Genomic DNA, 15892 nt, shown 5'->3' on the forward strand with positions numbered 1-15892 from the left:
CGCGAGCACCGAGTAACGCGCCGACCGCGACGGCGTCATTCAAGGGTGATGTCCACACCATCGATGACCTTCAGAAACGGGCAGATCGAGGTTGCCTGCGCCAGTACCGCTTCGGGATCGTCGGTGCCGGGAAGAGATACTGCGAGGGCGAACGTGGCGTCGTAGCCGGATGCATCCGAGTCGGTGAGTACGACGGTGCCCTTCACTGCGAGGTCGTCGACGCTACCGCCGACGGTTCCGAGCGCGATACGCAGAGACTCGACCAGGCAGCTCGACAGAGCGGCAGCCATCAGTTGCTCGGGGTTGGTGTGCTCCCCCGGCCCTCCGAGTTGCTTCGGTTCTCGCACACCGAGGGACAGAACCCCGTCGTCGGAGGTGACTCCCGTCGCGGTGGCTGAGACAGTTGCTGTGTACAGCTCGGTGTTCATCGATGTCGGATGTCCACTCGGCAGCCGATCGAAACCGGCGGAGTCCACGCGCCCGGGTCGAGACCGAGGGGTACGTGTCGATGTTCACACATCGGATACATCAGTTTGACCGAACCTACCGACGGGTAACGCTGCTGTCAGGGCCGAGCATAACGCTGTGACCCACAGGCATCGGCCAGAGCAAACGACCACCGAACCGAAAGGGGAGCACCATGAGCACATCCACGTTGATCGCGCAGTTGCGTGTCGCACTGCAGTTGACGAACACCGAAATTCAGATCGCGGAAACTCGCGTCGTTCAGGCGCGCACCGAGGCGGTACGCAGGGAGTTGACTCAGAACGCCGCGAACGGCCGTGAGCGCGCGGCAGCCATCGAAGAAGCAATCCGCGGACTCGGCGGACTACCCGAACTGGTTGCACCGTTCCTGGGGCGCACACTCGCCGCCGTCAAGACGGTCGCGGAGCAGGCGCAGCCGTTCGACGAGGCCCTGCTGGGCGATCTCGCACTCGAGCAGCAGCTGCTGGGCCGCGCCAAGTACATCAAGGCACTGGCCACGGCAGCGAACGAGCCCACCGTCGTCGCGTTGGCGACCCGGCTGGCCACAGCACACAGCGCAACGGTGGAGTGGCTCGAAACCGTGCTCGCCGAAGACGCACTCGGCGGACCCGCAGCGCTACGCCGCACTCCGTTCCAGGCCGCCACGGGCACCGCAGTCAAGATCGTCAACGCTCCGGCAACCTGGTCGGCCCGCGGTCTCGACCGCGCACTGGACGCAGCCCGAGCCACCCCGGATCGCCTCGCCGCTCTGCTGGGCCGCGGAGCTCACGCCGGTGACGTGGCAGTCAAGACGCTGACGGCGAGCCGCGATGCAGCACTCGAAGCAGCCGAGGACGTCACTCGTAGCGAGGGAGTCGACACCGTCGCCGACGCGATCCACACCGCACGGTCGGCCAGCGGAACCCTGGACGCCGACGAGCTGCCGATCGCGGACTACGACGACCTGAACGTCTCGGACGCCGTTGCCGCCATCAAGGACCTCACGAACCCGACCGACGTTCGCACCGTCGTGGCGTACGAAGAGGCACACAAGAACCGCCACGGAGTCGTGTCCGCAGGACAGACGCGCGTGGCAGCAATCGCCAAGGACGTCATCTCGATCGACTGACCTTCTGCGAATACCGATGCGGCCCGTGAACTTCCGGGCCGCATCGCTGTATTCGAAGCAACCCGCTAGGGCTTGAGCAACACCTTGATGGCACCGTCCTGCTTCTTCTGGAAGATCTCGTATGCGTGCGGGGCTTCTTCGAGCGAAAGCTCGTGTGTGGCAAACGAATCGACACCGAGCGGGTCGTCGTCGCCGAGCAGCGGCATGATGTCGTCCACCCACCTCTTGACGTTCGCCTGGCCCATGCGGAGCTGAATCTGCTTGTCGAACATGGTCATCAGCGGCAGTGGATCGGCCATACCGCCGTACACACCGATGATCGAGATGGTTCCGCCGCGTCGAACGATGTCGATCGCAGAGTACAGCGCGCCCAGTCGATCGACACCGGCCTTCTGCATCATCGGCGCAGCAACGGCATCGGGGAGCATGCCGACGATCTGCTGAGCGAGTTTGCCGACCGGAGATCCGTGCGCCTCCATGCCCACCGCATCGATGACGGAATCGGTACCCCTGCCGTCGGTCATCTCACGAATGACGTCGCCGACGCCACCGCTGTGCTCGGCCAGGTTCACCGTCTCGATACCCCGTGCCGCGGCGCGGGCGAGGCGCTCGGGGACCAGGTCGACGGCGATCACTCGTGCGCCCTTGTGCTGCGCGATGCGTGCTGCCATGTCGCCGATGGGCCCGAGACCGAGAACCGTCACCGATCCCCCGTCGGGAATCGCCGCGTACTCGACCGACTGCCAAGCGGTGGGCAGTACGTCGGAGAGGTATACGAATCGCGAATCCGGCGGTCCCTCCGGCACCTTGATGTGCGTGAACTGCGCCTGCGGCACACGGAGGTACTCGGCCTGCCCACCGGGGACCTGACCGTAGAGCTTGGAGAAGCCGAACAGTGCCGCGCCCATTCCCTGTTCGCGAACCTGTGTGGTCTCGCACTGGGTGTACAGGCTCGAATTGCACATGTAGCAGTGTCCGCACGAGATCTGGAACGGAATGACCACTCGGTCTCCGACTGCCAGATCGCCTGTCTGCGAGCCGACTTCCTCGACGATGCCCATCGGCTCGTGCCCCAGAATGTCACCTTCGTCCATGAAGGCTCCGAGCGTTTCGTACAAATGCAGGTCCGAGCCGCAAATGTTGGTGGTCGTGATCTTCACGATCGCGTCCGTCGGAAGTTCTATCCGCGGATCGGGAACGGTGTCGACGCTGACTTTTCTCTTGCCCTGCCAGGTCACTGCGCGCATGACGTCCTTCCATGAAGCGACTTCGAAGTTCGATGTTCGCTGCACTGCGCATTGCCTGTTGTGACAGGTCACAAACACATATGCCTGCAGTGGTTGGTACCGCCCGGCAGCGGGTAGCCACCACTATGACCGCGTTGTTCTCCGTCGATCCGTCCACCGCTCGATCTCCCGCCCTACCCACCCCCTGCGGGCCGATCTCGGAAGCCGTCACCCGGTCGCTGGCCGCGGGTGTGCCGACCGGAACCCCGGTGATGCCCGATCCGATCGAGGCCGATCCCACGTCCCGAGACGCGCAACTCGCGCTTCTGATCTGCTACGAACTGCACTACCGCGGGTTCGAGGGCGTGGACGACGCCTGGGAGTGGGACCCCGAGCTCCTCCGGCTACGAGGAGGGCTGGAATCCGCTTTTCTGCGATACGTGCGAGAGAACGTGGAACCCGGCACCGACGCAGTGGCGGAGATGGACGCGCTGTCGATCGAAGCGACCTCGGGGAGCGGCCCCTCGTGGTTCCTTCGCGACGAAGGTTCGTGGGAGCAGATGCGCGAGTACTTCGTGCACCGGTCCGTCTACCACCTCAAGGAAGCCGACCCGCACGCGTGGGCCATCCCCCGTCTGACGGGCCAGACCAAGGCCTCCTACGTCGCGGTCGAATTCGACGAGTACGGCGGCGGCAAGGGCGACCGCCTGCACCAGCATCTGTGGGCCGAATCGATGGTGGCGGCCGATCTCGACCCGACGTATCTCGGTTACGTCGATCGCGTCCCGGCACAGACACTGGCCTGGGTCAATCTCATGTCGTTGTTCGGTTTGCATCGAGGGCTGCGCGGTGCCACCGTGGGCCACTTGGCGGCAACCGAGATCACGTCGTCGCCCGGCTCGCAGCGCTACGTGCAGGGACTGCGGAGGCTCGATGCACCGTCGGCATGCATCGCGTTCTACGCCGAGCACGTCGAGGCGGACGCCGTGCACGAGCAGGTGCTACGTCACGACGTGGTCGGCACTCTTCTTCGCCACGAGCCCGAACTCGAAGCAGATGTGGTGTTCGGAATGCGCGCACTGGATTTCGTCGAGAACGAACTCGCCGACCACGTGATGCGGCGATGGTCGGCCGGTCAGTCCTCGCTGGACTGAGAGGGTCGCCTCTTCGCGCGGTGGCTCGTGTCGCACAGCGGATAGCTCTTGCTCCGCTTGCACGTGCACACCGCGACGACGAAGCGGTCCGACTCCACTTTCGTGCCGTCGTCGAGTTCGATGTTCACCGGTCCGTCGATCAGCATCGGGCCACCACGAACGATTCTCACCGTCGTCCGTGTGCCGGCCGAGTCATCGCTTGTCGCCACGAATCACCACCAACTCCTCCGTTCGACGCCCCGGAGCCAACAGACCGCGGGCTTCGAGCCACCCGGCACGGCGGTGCATCACCGGGCCGAAATCGATGGATTGCCTGATCTCTTCGACGACCGAGAATCCGTTGTCCGCGAGCATGTCGACGGTGCGTCGCGGCCCGGAGAACTCGGAATGTACAACCAGCAGTGTTCCACCCGGAACCAGCAGCGAGGCGGCTGCCAGGCACAGCGGGTCGAGCACCATGCGGCCGTCCTCACCTGCGTCCCAGGCCCGGTGAAGTCCCATTCCGGTCGGCTCTGCCTCGGACGGAACGTACGGAGGATTGCACAGCACGACGTCGAACGATTCGAGTGCGTCCGCCTCTGCAAGGGAACCCAACCTGACGTCCACCTCGACGCCCACCGAGCGCGCGTTGCGCTGCGCGCAGTCGACGGCCCGTGCGGAAATGTCGAACGCGACGACCTCACGCGCACCCAACAGTGCGGCGGTGATGGCCACGGCACCGCTGCCGGTGCACATGTCGAGCACTCGCGCACCGGGAACGATGCCCGTCGTGGCGGCGATATCGCACAGCAGTAGCGAATCCTCCTGCGGTTCGTACACTCCGGGATCGGCGTGCACGGCCGCCAGGGTTCTGGCGGATTCGGTTTCGGCTGTCGTCATCGGCGTGCCTCCCACGGTGTAGCGATCGAAGTCGTATTCCCGTGAGACTCGCAGTCAAACCCGTTGCTGTCTCGATGCTTACGATCCGGCCTCCCGGGGTAGTCCTGTCGAGCGTGGTTGAGGAGTAGCCCGCCGTCCCCGAATGTCGACTGTCGATTTCTCACGTGCACCCGGTGGGGAGTTCGGCTGCACAGGAGTGTCCATGATCGTCGTACCGTCCATTACGCCACGCCTCGCGGAAGTCGTTCCGTCGCTGTCCGAGTCGTCGAGTCTCGAACCCGAGATGACGCTGTCGGTGAACGAGAGCGCGGGTGCCGACATCATCGTGCGAGTGATCGGAACGATCGGTGACGCGGACGTCCCCGTTCTCGCCGAAACACTCGGCGAGGCCGCCGAACGCGGACGCACGTTGATCCTCGATCTGTCCTCGGTGGCAGGCGTCGCCACAGGCGTCCGCTCCGTGCTCGACGCCACCTCCATCCGACTCGGACGATGGAATCAGAAACTGGCAGTGGTGCTTTCACCAGATCTGCAGCAGTCCGTCATCGGTCTCGTACCGGAGCGAGTCGACGTTCGTCGCTCGACGACCGAGTCCGTGGCGGTACCGGCAGCAGACACCAGGTGATCCGTTCGGCGACGGTATGGCCTGCCGATTCGCGAGAGGTGTCGTAAGTGACCACCCCGAGCAAGACCTACGACGTGCTCGTCGTCGGCGGAGGCAACGCAGGCATCAGCGCGGCTGCGCGGCTGCTGAAGAAGGGCATCTCCGACGTCGCTGTCATCGAGCCCGAGCAGGTGCACACGTATCGTCCACTGCTGTCCTACGTGGGCTCCGGTCAGGCAGCGCTGACCGAGGCGGAACGCACACAGCGTTCGGTGATTCCGACCGGATGCGTCTGGCTGGAAGACTCGGTGACAGCGATCGATCCGGTGAACCGTCTGGTGCGATGCACGTCCGGCAGGGCGTACGGCTATCGAGACCTCGTTCTCGGCCAGGGTCTCGTGGTGGACACCGACGCCCTGCCCGGAGTACACGCGGCACTCGAATTCCCCGGTGTTGCAAGCAATTACCTCGACCGAGCAGAAGCCACCTGGCGCCTGACACGGGATCTCCCCGTCGGCAGCAGTGCTGTGTTCACAGTGCCCCGCCCACCGGTGGGCTGTACCGGCACCACGCTCAAGCCGTTGTTTCTCGCAGCGGACCACTGGATGCGCAGCGGGCGCCTGCCGGGAATCGACATCACACTGGTGGTGGATCGACATCGAATGTTGGGCAATCCCGAGCTCGACGCCATCGTCGTCGGGCGACTACGCGAGCTCGGCGTGCGAATACTCCCCCGTACCGCAGTGACGGCTCTGCATCCGGAGACCGGACACATCACCGTCACGGACAACGACGGCGTCGACGATCGCATCCGCTACGACATGCTGCACCTCGTACCGCCGTTCCGCGGTCCGACGTGGCTGGAGGAGTCGAACCTGACCGGATCTGCGGCGCACGGTGTCGTCGACATCGACGGTCGGACTCTGCGCCACCGGGTGTATCCGGAGGTCTGGGCCGCGGGTGACGGAGCAGCAATCGACACCGACTCCTCGGGTGGCGCACTGCGCAAACAGATTTCGATTCTCGTCGACAATCTGATCGCAGCGCGTAGCGGGAAACCGTTGTCGGAGTACGACGGCTACACCGTTGCCCCCATCGCCGTCGGCGCACACAGCTTGATCGCCGCCGAATTCGACCGCACCGGAACCCTGACACCGTCGCTGCCGTCGTTCCTCGATTCGCTGAAGCCGAGGCGCTCCGCCTGGGCCTTCGACCGATACGGCCTACCGCTGTCCTACTGGAACATGATTCTCGCCGGCCGACTCTGACCGGTCGGGCGACTCCATGAACCCGTCGGGGTCGTGAGCGACGACCCGATGTCCGTCGTCGTCCAGGGCGCGAAACGCATCGCGCAGGAGCCGTCGAGCCGCGCCGTCCATGGCACGTACCTCACTGAAATCGACCGTAGTACAGGTGTTTTCGCCGACATCGGCGACCAAACGGGACGTGACCGCCTCTGCACCCGCGAACCGAAGATCGCCCTGCAGCTCCACGGTGGTCACGCCGTCCGCCTCGGTCACGCTGCGGATGGCCGATTCACCGCTGGGCGCGACGTTCATCATGTGCAGGCCCAGATCGCGCGAGAGTCTCTCGAACACCGCCACCCCGCGCACACTGTTGCCATGCTCGTTCAGTCTGGGTGAGACGACGGCAATACCCACCTGACCCGGCAACACACCGATGATCGCCCCGGCCACCCCGCTCTTGGCGGGTATACCCACGGTCGCGAGCCAGCTGCCACTGCCGTCGTACATTCCACAGGTCGCCATGACCGCCAGTACGTGACGATCGATCGCCGAATCGAGTGTCTGCTCGCCCGTCCGAGGATCTTTGCCGCCGTTCGCCATCACCGCGGCGATCCGGGCCAGGTCGTTACAGGTCACGGTCACCGCACACTGACGCGCATAGCCGTCGACGACATCGGCGGGCTCGGCTCCGAGGTGGCCGACCGACTTCAGCAGGTGCGCGATCGCGGTGTTCCGGTCGTCGGATTCCAGTTCGGCCTCGTACACCTGACGGTCGACGGAGAGTTCGCGGCCTGCCATCCTGCTCAGAAGGTCCGACATTCGCCCCGCCCGCTCTTCGCTCCCGTGGCCTCGAATCATCGAATGCACTGCCAGCGCACCGGCATTGATCAACGGGTTCCGCGGCCTTCCGGTCTCTGCTTCCAGCGATATCTCGTTGAACGAGTCGCCCGACGGTTCGACGTCGACGGCCTCGAGCACCGCCTCGATGCCGTTGTCCTCGATGGCGAGCGCATATGCGACCGCTTTGGCTATCGATTGGATCGAGAATTCGGTGTCGGTATCGCCCGCTCCGTGCAGCGATCCCCAGACGGTGGCGAGTGCGACCGCGAACGTGTCGGGATCCGCCGAGGCCACTACCGGGTTGCCCTCGGTCACGGTCCCGCCGTCGAACTCTCGACAGTCCTCCAACACGGATGCGAGGTATTCGGGAACAGGCGATCTCATGTGTCCACGCTAGTCCTCGACGAACAGGCCTTGACATCGCGGCCGTACTGCCGCTTACACTCCTGGTTCCTCAACCGTTGTAGGGCCCCTCCCGCGAAGATCGGATTCCTGACGTGCGATTGCGACGCCTGATCGCTGCCGACTCGACAGATCGTCTGGCCGTGTACGCACCCGAGTCCGGTGCCTGGGTCGATCTCGATGCCGCAGTGTCGACGCTGGGTGCCGACGAGGCTCTGCGCCCACTCACCCGCACGGTGCTCGGATTTCTCGACGCCGGCGAACGTGCGCGCGACTCGGCTCGGTCCGTGGTGCAGCGTGCGGTGTCCGAGGGAGTTGCGGTGATCGACCGACCGGCACCGACACTGCCGGTGGTTCCTGCGTCGCTTCGGTGCTTCCTCGGCTGGGAGGCGCACTGGGATCTGGCTGCGCACAACCTGGTTCGCCGTAACCTCCCGAGAGCTGTCCCCTTCATCCGCGGGTTCGAGGCCGTCACACGGTCGACGTTTCCTGCACTCCGTCCGGGACCGGGGTTCGACGACCATCCGGTCTACTACACGGGCAATCACCTCACCGTCGTCGCCGACGAAGCTCCGGTCGAGTGGCCGTCCTACAGCCGGGCACTGGATTTCGAGCTCGAGTTCGGAGCCGTGGTGACCAGGCCCGTTCGCGACGTGTCCGAGCGGGAAGCCACCGCTGCGATCGGTGGGTACGTGGTGTTCGACGACATCAGTGCTCGCGACACCCAGTGGGAGGAGCAGCGCCGCACCCCGTTCGGCCCGGTGGTCAAGACCAAGACCTTCGCCAGCTCCATGGGAGCCGACATCGTCACCGCTGACGAGGTGTCACCGTATCTGGACTCGTTGACGGCCACCGTGACGGTCGACGACGAAGTGTGGTCGACCACGGGCACCGCAGGCATGCGGTACTCGATCGGAGAATCACTCGCGTACGCCAGTCGCGGCGAGAACGTCTACCCCGGTGAGTTGTTGACCTCCGGCACGCTTCCCCGCGGATGCGGCCTGGAGCTCGACCGCTGGATAGCCCCGGGCGATCGCGTCGAACTGAGCATCGAACGAATCGGATCGGTTACCAACACGATCGGTACTCGCTGAGGATTCAGCGCTCGATGTCGGATTTGTCGGTGGAGGCATCCTGGAACATCTCCAGGAACGACCCGAAGCCGGATGCTCCCTTGCGTGATTCGTCCATGTTGTGGTCGACGGCTCCTGCCGCCCCCTCGTCGTGTGTCATGTCTTGTAGCTTGCCGCTCGCAAATTGCAGCGAGCCGGGGACCGAGGACACGAATCGGCAACGAAAGGTCACGGACCGGTAACGACGAACTCGAAGCTATGGATGGATCGAGCACGGTTTCCATCCATAACTTCGAGTTCGGTAGAGAAGGTCAGGCCAGCTCGAACCGATCGAGCATCATGACCTTGTCCCACGCCGCCACGAAGTCCTGAACGAACTTGTCCTTGGCGTCGTCGCAGGCGTAAACCTCGGCGAGAGCGCGCAATTCGGAGTTCGATCCGAACACCAGGTCGTTACGGGTTCCGGTCCACTTCGTCTCACCGGTCGCGGCATCCTTGGCCTCGTAGATGCCGTCCTCAGCGGTGGGGACCCATTCGGTGCCCATGTCGAGGAGGTTGACGAAGAAGTCGTTGGTGAGCGTTCCGACCTTGTCGGTCAGGACGCCGTGCGACGACTTTCCGAAGTTGACTCCGAGCACACGCAGTCCGCCGACCAGCACGGTCATCTCGGGTGCGCTGAGCGACAACAGGTTTGCCCGATCGACGAGGGAGTACTCCGCCGGAAGCTTCTGGCCCTTACCGAGGAAGTTACGGAAACCGTCCGCCTTGGGCTCGAGGTCGGAGAACGAATCGACGTCCGTCTGCTCCTGCGTCGCATCCATGCGGCCCGGGGTGAACGGAACGCTGACTCCCGCCGCTTTCTCCAGTGCGGCAACGCCGCCGAGGACGACGAGGTCGGCGAACGAGACCGTCCCGGAGAACGACTGCTGGATGCCTTCGAGCACGCGGATGACCTGTGCGATCTCGTCGGGCTCGTTGACCTCCCAGCCTGCCTGCGGCTGCAGACGCAGACGGCCACCGTTGGCACCGCCGCGCTTGTCGCTGACGCGGAACGACGACGCCGCGGCCCACGCAGCCGAAATCAGCTGATCCTGAGTCAGTTCGGAGTCGAGGATCGTCTGCTTGAGCTCGGCGATCTGCGCCTCACCGATCAGCTCGTGATCGACGGCCGGGATCGGGTCCTGCCAGAGCAGGGTCTCCGAGGGAACCTCGGGGCCGAGGTAACGCGACACCGGTCCCATATCGCGGTGGGTGAGCTTGAACCAGGCCTTCTGGAACTCTTCTGCGAGCTCCTCGGGGTGGTCGAGCCAGCGACGGGTGATCTGCTCGTAGATCGGGTCGACACGCATCGCGATGTCGGAGGTCAGCATCGACGGGTGGCGACGCTTGGTGGGATCGGCGGGGTCGGGAACGAGATCTGCGCCCTCACCGTTCTTCGGACGCCACTGGTGCGCGCCTGCGGGGCTCTTGTAGAGCTCCCACTCGAATCCGTACAGCGTCTCGAGGAAGCTGTTGTCCCACTGGGTGGGCGTGGGCGTCCAGATGACCTCGAGGCCACTGGTGATCGCGTCCGCACCGACACCGCTCTGGTAGCTGTTCTTCCAGCCGAGGCCCATCTGCTCGATGGGTGCACCCTCGGGCTCGGCACCGATGTGCTCGTCGGGATCGGCTGCGCCGTGCGTCTTGCCGAACGTGTGCCCACCGACGGCCAGTGCCGCGGTCTCGATGTCGTTCATGGCCATCCGGCCGAAGGTCTCGCGGATGTCCAGCGCGGACTGCACCGGGTCCGGGTTGCCGTTGGGGCCTTCGGGGTTGACGTAGATCAGACCCATTTGCACTGCGGCGAGCGGGTTCTCGAGGCTCGTGCGATCACCGTCGTAACGCTCGTCGCCCAGCCAGGTCTGCTCCGGGCCCCAGTAGACGTCCTCGTCCGGCTCCCAGGCGTCGACGCGTCCGCCGGCGAAACCGTAGGTGGGCAGACCCATCGATTCGATCGCGACGTTGCCGGTGAGCACGATGAGGTCGGCCCAGGAGAGCTTGCGGCCGTACTTCTGCTTGATCGGCCAGATCAGCCGGCGAGCCTTGTCCAGGCTGGCGTTGTCCGGCCAGCTGTTCAGGGGTGCGAAGCGCTGCATGCCCGCTCCGGCACCGCCGCGTCCGTCCTGCTTGCGGTAGGTGCCCGCGGCGTGCCACGCCATGCGGATGAAGAAGGGGCCGTAGTGACCGAAGTCGGCAGGCCACCAGGGCTGCGAGTTGGTCATGAGCGCTTCGATGTCGCGCTTGACCTCGGCGAGGTCGAGGGAGTTGAACTCGGCGGCATAGTCGTAGTCGGCACCCATCGGGTCGCCGACGGCCGGGTTCTTCTTCAGAATCTTGAGGTTCAGAGACTTGGGCCACCACTCACGGTTGCTACCGCCCTCGACGGGCATCGGCATCGAGTCGTGCATGACGGGACACTTGCCACCCGACTCCTGCGGCTGATCCTCGTTCATCTCTTTTTCGCGTGTTGTGTGATCTTCTGACACGTGCTTCCTTCCAGGGTCTGACGATCGGGCTGTGATCGAGGTCGGTTCACGAACTCTGCTGTGTCCGAGAACCGGGAGGGAACGAAACAGGAGCTGTCGACTGCCGTCGAGCAGTCGAACACTGTGCGCAGAAGCCCCAGTAGATGACTTCCGCCTCGTCGATCGTGAAACCGACGGAGTCCGATGCGGTGAGACATGGCGTTTCGCCCACCGCGCAGTCCACGTCTGCGATGACGCCACAGGAGCGGCACACCGCGTGGTGGTGATTGTCGCCGACGCGAGATTCGTACCGAGCGGGAGATCCTGCCGGTTCGATTCGCCGCACCAGGCGCGCCGCGGTCAACGCATTGAGCACGTCGTACACGGTTTGCCGCGACACCTCGGGCAGCACCGATCGCACGAGTCCGAGGATCGTGTCGGTGTCTGCATGAGGATTGGATCCGACGACCTCGAGCACCGCGACCCTGGGACGGGTCACGCGCATGTCGGCGGTGCGTAACAGCTCCGCGTACGGTGAGATCGGCATCACAGCAATACTATCCTCCGCTTTTCTGGACAAAGTCAAGTATGCAGACGAATTCGCCGGATGTCGACCTGGACGCCGAACAACAGCGCCGTCACCGAGCAACCGCGACTCCTACTGTTCGCTGTCCCTACACTCCTCGGTTGGATTCGGGACGGGATCAGGCCAGTGCCAAGAACAGCTTCTCCAGTTCGGCCTCGGTCATCGGCTCCTTCTCCCCCGCACTCTCGCCCGTCATGCATTCACGCAGGCCCGTTGCCACGATCTTGAATCCGGCCTTGTCCAGCGCTCTGGAAACAGCAGCGAGCTGAGTGACCACATCCTTGCAATCGCGTCCGTTCTCGATCATCCCGATGACGCCGGCGAGCTGACCGTGCGCGCGCTTGAGCCGGTTCAATACCAGTGCGATGCTGTCTTCGTCGCCGATCATGTCGATCTCCTCGGTGGTTGCGGTAGTGAACCCGATGGTACCCCCGGGGGCATCAAGCGAGATCGGATCCGGTACCGCCCAGTGCCGCGATCGCCGCCTGCAATTTCACGGTGGCCTCGGAGGCGACCGCACCCAACTCGGGCTCACCGGTGACCTCGACCATGATGGCCGGGTTCATCGCCTCGACGACGACGGACCCCGCTACCGACGTGTTCTCGCGGACCACGACGTTGCACGGCAACAGCAGACCGATCTGCTTCATCACTCCGACGGCGCGATGAGCCAGTCCCGGGTTACACGCGCCCAGGATCACGTAGCGCTCCATGTCCTCGCCGAGCTTGGCCTTCAACGTGGCCTGCATGTCGATTTCGGTGAGAACTCCGAATCCCTGCTCCGACAACGCCTTTCTCGTGCTCTCGATCGCGTCGGCGAAATCGGTGTCGGTCAGTGTGGTGGACAATGCGATGTTCATGATGACTCCTCGAAAATTGTTGTGTCAGTGCGAAAAGCGAATGGAGGGCAGCACCGCACGCAGCCACGCCGGCGACCACCACGCGCCGTGTCCGGTCAGCCGTAGCAGGACCGGAAGCAGGACGAGTCGAACCAGGAACGCGTCGAGCAGTACCGCAACACCCAGGATGATGCCCATCTCTTTCGGGGGCAACGGATCCGACAGTGCGAACGTGAAGAACACTGCCACCATCACCGCCGCGGCAGCAAAGATGACTCGCCCCGAGTGGGCCAAGCCGTCGACCTGAGCAGCCTTGGGATCGCCCGAGCGTTCGTAGTGTTCCTTCGCGGTGGCCAGCAGAAAAACCGTGTAGTCCATGGCGATCGCGAAGATCATCGCGAAGAAGAACACCGGGCCCCACCCGTCCAGGAATCCCTGCGGGGTGAAACCGAGCAGTGACGCGCCGTGGCCGTCCTGGAAGATCAACTTGGCAACTCCGAAGGCCGCCGCCGTGGACAGCAGGCTCACCAGAGTGCCGAGCAGCGCGATCAGCGGAGCCTGCAGCGCGGCCAGAAGCAGCACGAACCCGAGGACCAGGATGATCCCGACGACGATCGGCAGGTAGTCGTTCAGAGCCTGCTGAAGGTCCAGGTTCTCCGCGGGTGCTCCGCCGACGAGTGCCGAATCGGGCAGCGTGGATCGCAGATCGGCGAGAATGGTACCCATCGATTCGTCGGACGGATCCACCGACGGAATTGCTTGCAGCAGAGCATATCCCGAACCGTCAGCCGCACTCTGTGGCGGAGTCACCATCGAGATCCCGTCGACCCCGGCAGCGGCGGTCGCGGTGCCGAGAGCATCGGCGTCGGGCACCACGATCTGCAGCGCTCCCGGTGCACCCGGCCCGAACTGGGCCTGTACGAGCTCGTAGCCCTGGCGCACCGGTGCGTTCTCGGGCACCACCGCGATCGACGGCATCGCCACCTTCAATCCCAGCACAGGTAGGGCGAGGGCGATCAGAATTCCCACGGAGACGACGGCGAACGGCCACGGGTGCTTGTGCAACAACTCGCCCCAGGCCGCGAACTTCGGGGATCGATGTTCCTGCCGCTTGGCGTACGGCAACGAGGCGGCGTCGACCCTGGGTCCGAGCGCGCCCAACGCCGCAGGGAGCAGTGTCATGGTCGCCAGCAACACGAAGGCAACGGCCAGCATGATTCCGACAGCCATCGTGCGCACCGCAGGCGCGGGGACCAGCAACACTGCGGACAGACTCACCAGCACCGTCAGCCCGGACAACACGACGGCTTTGCCTGCGGTGTCCATGGTTTCGGCCACTGCCGCCCGAGGGTCTGCGTGACGCAACGCATCGCGGAATCGAGCGACGACGAACAGCGCGTAGTCGATTCCCAGCGCGAGCGCGAACATCATCGCGAAGTTCATGGCCCACACCGAGATCGGCGTGACTCCGTTGAGCAGAACGAGACCACCAGCCGATGCGACGAGACCGGCAACGGTGAGCAGCAGCGGCAATCCGGCGGCGACGAGTGATCCGAACGCAAGCACCATGATCGCCAATGTGACCGGCCACGAGAACAATTCGGCTTGGATCATCGCGTCGTGGTTCGCCTGGTTGAAGTCCGACCACAGGGCCGACGAACCGGTGGGGTACACCTCGATTCCGTCGGTCGAGAGCGCGGTCAACCGCTCCTTCACATCGTCGACGGCTTCGACCATCTCGTCGGTCGTGCCGTTCGCCCCGGCGATGACGATGCCGGTTCGGCCGTCCGGGCTGATCGTCATCCCCGGTTGCGGCGCAACGACGTCCCCGAATCTGGTGTCACCGGCGAACACATCGGACACGTCGGCAATCACGTTCCGAACAGCGGGATCGGTGATGGGTTCCGCGTCGGAGTGGACGACCACCTGCACCGCGGCGGAGGAATTACCGCCGAAGTGCTGCTGGGCCAATTCTCGAACTTGAACGGATTCGGATCCGTTCGCCTGCCATCCCGCTCCGGCGAGGGACGAGAACACCGAGGGCGCGAACGAACCGAGGCCGACGAGCGCGATGAGCCACACACCGAACACCCATCGTCGATGGGTCACCATCGCGCCGCCCGCACGGCCGAGTAGGCCCGGCGCGGCTACCGGCCGATCATCCGGTGGACGAAGAACTTCGGCATCACGCAGCGACATGGTGCTCCTATACGGGTGGGGGTATCGAAGGGGGCAGACGAAACCCCGGATCGATCGAACATGCCCACCTTCGCACATACCCAAGGGGGTATGCAAGTACCCCTGGGGGTATCACCCCAGGGGTACTTGCATTCAGAGCCGACGGCCCGGTGTTGTCACCTGCCGGTCAGCGCCGACCGTTCCACTGCTTCTCGATGCCGCGCAACACCTCGAGCGTCCGAGCAGAATCGGCATCGACTGCCATCCTCGACCGAGCGCGTTCGAGCGCACGCTCGGCCCGAGTGACCGCACGGTGCCCCGAGTCGGTGGCCTCGACCATGTACTGCTGCCGATTTCGCGGATTGGCGCTCCGCACCAACAGCCCCGACTCGACGAGACTGGCCGTCGTGGCGGTGATACTCGTCCGGTGCCGCACCAACTCCCGCGACAGCGCACTGTAGGACATCGGCCCTCGCCTGGACACCAGTTCCAGCACCTCGTACCTCGCCCAGCTCAGCCCCTGCGCGTCCAGTGCCTCCGCCAGACGGACCCGCGCGGCCGACGCCATGCGCAGCACCGTGGACACGATTTCGAGCTCGGTGGAATGCACCGGCGAGGTACCACCGTCGAACGATTCAGCGATGGCAGTCATCGGACACTCCCCTACTTGATCTCTGCGAGGACGGTGCCTTGGGTGATGGCGTCGCCTGCGGTGACGGTCAGGCCGGTGATGGTGCCTGCTTTGTGGGCGTTGACGGGGTTTTCC

General features: G+C 64.6%; 18 protein-coding genes. 5 read left to right on the plus strand and 13 right to left on the minus strand.

Going from position 1 to position 15892, the window contains the following annotated elements; translation table 11 throughout:
• Positions 1 to 35: 35 nt before the first annotated feature.
• A complete protein-coding gene (locus CH306_RS01620) occupies positions 36 to 428 on the minus strand; it encodes an OsmC family protein (protein WP_032398274.1) in 393 nt (130 codons plus the stop codon).
• 212 nt (positions 429 to 640) lie between these two features.
• On the opposite strand from CH306_RS01620, the gene CH306_RS01625 reads away from it, so the two are divergent.
• A complete protein-coding gene (locus CH306_RS01625; RefSeq protein WP_094629387.1) occupies positions 641 to 1594 on the plus strand; it encodes a hypothetical protein in 954 nt (317 codons plus the stop codon).
• A gap of 65 nt (positions 1595 to 1659) precedes the next feature.
• Here CH306_RS01625 and CH306_RS01630 read toward each other — a convergent pair whose 3' ends face one another.
• Positions 1660 to 2841 carry a zinc-dependent alcohol dehydrogenase gene (locus tag CH306_RS01630; RefSeq protein WP_094645444.1) on the minus strand — a complete coding sequence of 394 codons (1182 nt, stop codon included), beginning with the start codon at positions 2839 to 2841 and terminating at the stop codon, positions 1660 to 1662.
• 125 nt (positions 2842 to 2966) lie between these two features.
• On the opposite strand from CH306_RS01630, the gene CH306_RS01635 reads away from it, so the two are divergent.
• The gene (locus tag CH306_RS01635) at positions 2967 to 3974 is read left to right on the plus strand and encodes an iron-containing redox enzyme family protein (protein WP_094629389.1); all 1008 of its coding nucleotides are present in this window, start codon (positions 2967 to 2969) and stop codon (positions 3972 to 3974) included.
• Here CH306_RS01635 and CH306_RS01640 read toward each other — a convergent pair.
• Positions 3956 to 4120, minus strand: a complete 165-nt coding sequence (locus CH306_RS01640) for a CDGSH iron-sulfur domain-containing protein (protein ID WP_082074008.1) — start codon at positions 4118 to 4120, stop codon at positions 3956 to 3958. The genes CH306_RS01635 and CH306_RS01640 overlap by 19 nt on opposite strands.
• 46 nt (positions 4121 to 4166) lie before the next feature.
• Positions 4167 to 4853: a HemK2/MTQ2 family protein methyltransferase gene (locus CH306_RS01645; RefSeq protein ID WP_094645445.1), complete on the minus strand. Its 687-nt coding sequence runs from the start codon at positions 4851 to 4853 to the stop codon at positions 4167 to 4169.
• A 202-nt stretch (positions 4854 to 5055) separates the two neighbouring features.
• Here CH306_RS01645 and CH306_RS01650 point away from each other — a divergent pair, with 202 nt between their 5' ends.
• Both CH306_RS01650 and CH306_RS01655 read left to right on the plus strand, forming a co-directional pair.
• Entirely contained in the window at positions 5056 to 5478 is a 423-nt protein-coding gene (locus tag CH306_RS01650; protein WP_143545408.1) for a hypothetical protein, read from the plus strand.
• 47 nt (positions 5479 to 5525) lie between these two features.
• A complete protein-coding gene (locus CH306_RS01655; protein ID WP_094645447.1) occupies positions 5526 to 6725 on the plus strand; it encodes an NAD(P)/FAD-dependent oxidoreductase in 1200 nt (399 codons plus the stop codon).
• On the opposite strand, the gene glsA is transcribed toward CH306_RS01655, so the two are convergent.
• Positions 6681 to 7928 (minus strand): glutaminase A, encoded by a 1248-nt coding sequence (glsA, locus tag CH306_RS01660; RefSeq protein ID WP_094645448.1) that lies wholly within the window; start codon positions 7926 to 7928, stop codon positions 6681 to 6683. The genes CH306_RS01655 and glsA overlap by 45 nt on opposite strands.
• 113 nt (positions 7929 to 8041) lie before the next feature.
• Between glsA and CH306_RS01665 the strand changes: the two genes are divergently transcribed.
• A complete protein-coding gene (locus CH306_RS01665) occupies positions 8042 to 9040 on the plus strand; it encodes a fumarylacetoacetate hydrolase family protein (RefSeq protein WP_179272938.1) in 999 nt (332 codons plus the stop codon).
• 4 nt (positions 9041 to 9044) lie between these two features.
• On the opposite strand, the gene CH306_RS29425 is transcribed toward CH306_RS01665, so the two are convergent.
• The 8 genes from CH306_RS29425 to CH306_RS28750 all read right to left on the minus strand — a co-directional run.
• Entirely contained in the window at positions 9045 to 9179 is a 135-nt protein-coding gene (locus tag CH306_RS29425; RefSeq protein WP_254923937.1) for a hypothetical protein, read from the minus strand.
• Positions 9180 to 9330: 151 nt separating this feature from the next.
• Entirely contained in the window at positions 9331 to 11511 is a 2181-nt protein-coding gene (katG, locus tag CH306_RS01675; protein ID WP_230597033.1) for a catalase/peroxidase HPI, read from the minus strand.
• A 79-nt stretch (positions 11512 to 11590) separates the two neighbouring features.
• Positions 11591 to 12070, minus strand: coding sequence for a Fur family transcriptional regulator (locus tag CH306_RS01680; RefSeq protein ID WP_032397634.1), 480 nt, complete (start codon positions 12068 to 12070; stop codon positions 11591 to 11593).
• Between the two features lie 157 nt (positions 12071 to 12227).
• A complete protein-coding gene (locus CH306_RS01685; RefSeq protein WP_032397635.1) occupies positions 12228 to 12497 on the minus strand; it encodes a metal-sensitive transcriptional regulator in 270 nt (89 codons plus the stop codon).
• Positions 12498 to 12549: 52 nt separating this feature from the next.
• Positions 12550 to 12969, minus strand: a complete 420-nt coding sequence (locus CH306_RS01690) for a DUF302 domain-containing protein (protein ID WP_032397636.1) — start codon at positions 12967 to 12969, stop codon at positions 12550 to 12552.
• Positions 12970 to 12993: 24 nt separating this feature from the next.
• Positions 12994 to 15147, minus strand: coding sequence for an MMPL family transporter (locus CH306_RS01695; RefSeq protein ID WP_373453895.1), 2154 nt, complete (start codon positions 15145 to 15147; stop codon positions 12994 to 12996).
• A 166-nt stretch (positions 15148 to 15313) separates the two neighbouring features.
• Positions 15314 to 15778 (minus strand): MarR family transcriptional regulator, encoded by a 465-nt coding sequence (locus CH306_RS01700; protein ID WP_052050232.1) that lies wholly within the window; start codon positions 15776 to 15778, stop codon positions 15314 to 15316.
• An 11-nt stretch (positions 15779 to 15789) separates the two neighbouring features.
• A partial coding sequence (locus CH306_RS28750; protein WP_141215328.1) for a biotin/lipoyl-containing protein occupies positions 15790 to 15892 on the minus strand: 103 nt, incomplete at its 5' end.

The sequence above is a fragment of the Rhodococcus sp. 15-725-2-2b genome, from assembly GCF_002259075.1.
Taxonomy (GTDB): Bacteria; Actinomycetota; Actinomycetes; order Mycobacteriales; family Mycobacteriaceae; genus Rhodococcoides.

Coding starts and splice junctions, on each gene's coding strand:
- CH306_RS01620 (WP_032398274.1), bottom strand. CDS start 428: ATGAACACCGAGCTGTACACAGCAACTGTCTCAGCCACCGCGACGGGA.
- CH306_RS01625 (WP_094629387.1), top strand. CDS start 641: ATGAGCACATCCACGTTGATCGCGCAGTTGCGTGTCGCACTGCAGTTG.
- CH306_RS01630 (WP_094645444.1), bottom strand. CDS start 2,841: ATGCGCGCAGTGACCTGGCAGGGCAAGAGAAAAGTCAGCGTCGACACC.
- CH306_RS01635 (WP_094629389.1), top strand. CDS start 2,967: ATGACCGCGTTGTTCTCCGTCGATCCGTCCACCGCTCGATCTCCCGCC.
- CH306_RS01640 (WP_082074008.1), bottom strand. CDS start 4,120: ATGCTGATCGACGGACCGGTGAACATCGAACTCGACGACGGCACGAAA.
- CH306_RS01645 (WP_094645445.1), bottom strand. CDS start 4,853: ATGACGACAGCCGAAACCGAATCCGCCAGAACCCTGGCGGCCGTGCAC.
- CH306_RS01650 (WP_143545408.1), top strand. CDS start 5,056: ATGATCGTCGTACCGTCCATTACGCCACGCCTCGCGGAAGTCGTTCCG.
- glsA (WP_094645448.1), bottom strand. CDS start 7,928: ATGAGATCGCCTGTTCCCGAATACCTCGCATCCGTGTTGGAGGACTGT.
- CH306_RS29425 (WP_254923937.1), bottom strand. CDS start 9,179: ATGACACACGACGAGGGGGCGGCAGGAGCCGTCGACCACAACATGGAC.
- katG (WP_230597033.1), bottom strand. CDS start 11,511: ATGAACGAGGATCAGCCGCAGGAGTCGGGTGGCAAGTGTCCCGTCATG.
- CH306_RS01680 (WP_032397634.1), bottom strand. CDS start 12,070: ATGCCGATCTCACCGTACGCGGAGCTGTTACGCACCGCCGACATGCGC.
- CH306_RS01685 (WP_032397635.1), bottom strand. CDS start 12,497: ATGATCGGCGACGAAGACAGCATCGCACTGGTATTGAACCGGCTCAAG.
- CH306_RS01690 (WP_032397636.1), bottom strand. CDS start 12,969: ATGAACATCGCATTGTCCACCACACTGACCGACACCGATTTCGCCGAC.
- CH306_RS01695 (WP_373453895.1), bottom strand. CDS start 15,147: ATGTCGCTGCGTGATGCCGAAGTTCTTCGTCCACCGGATGATCGGCCG.
- CH306_RS01700 (WP_052050232.1), bottom strand. CDS start 15,778: ATGACTGCCATCGCTGAATCGTTCGACGGTGGTACCTCGCCGGTGCAT.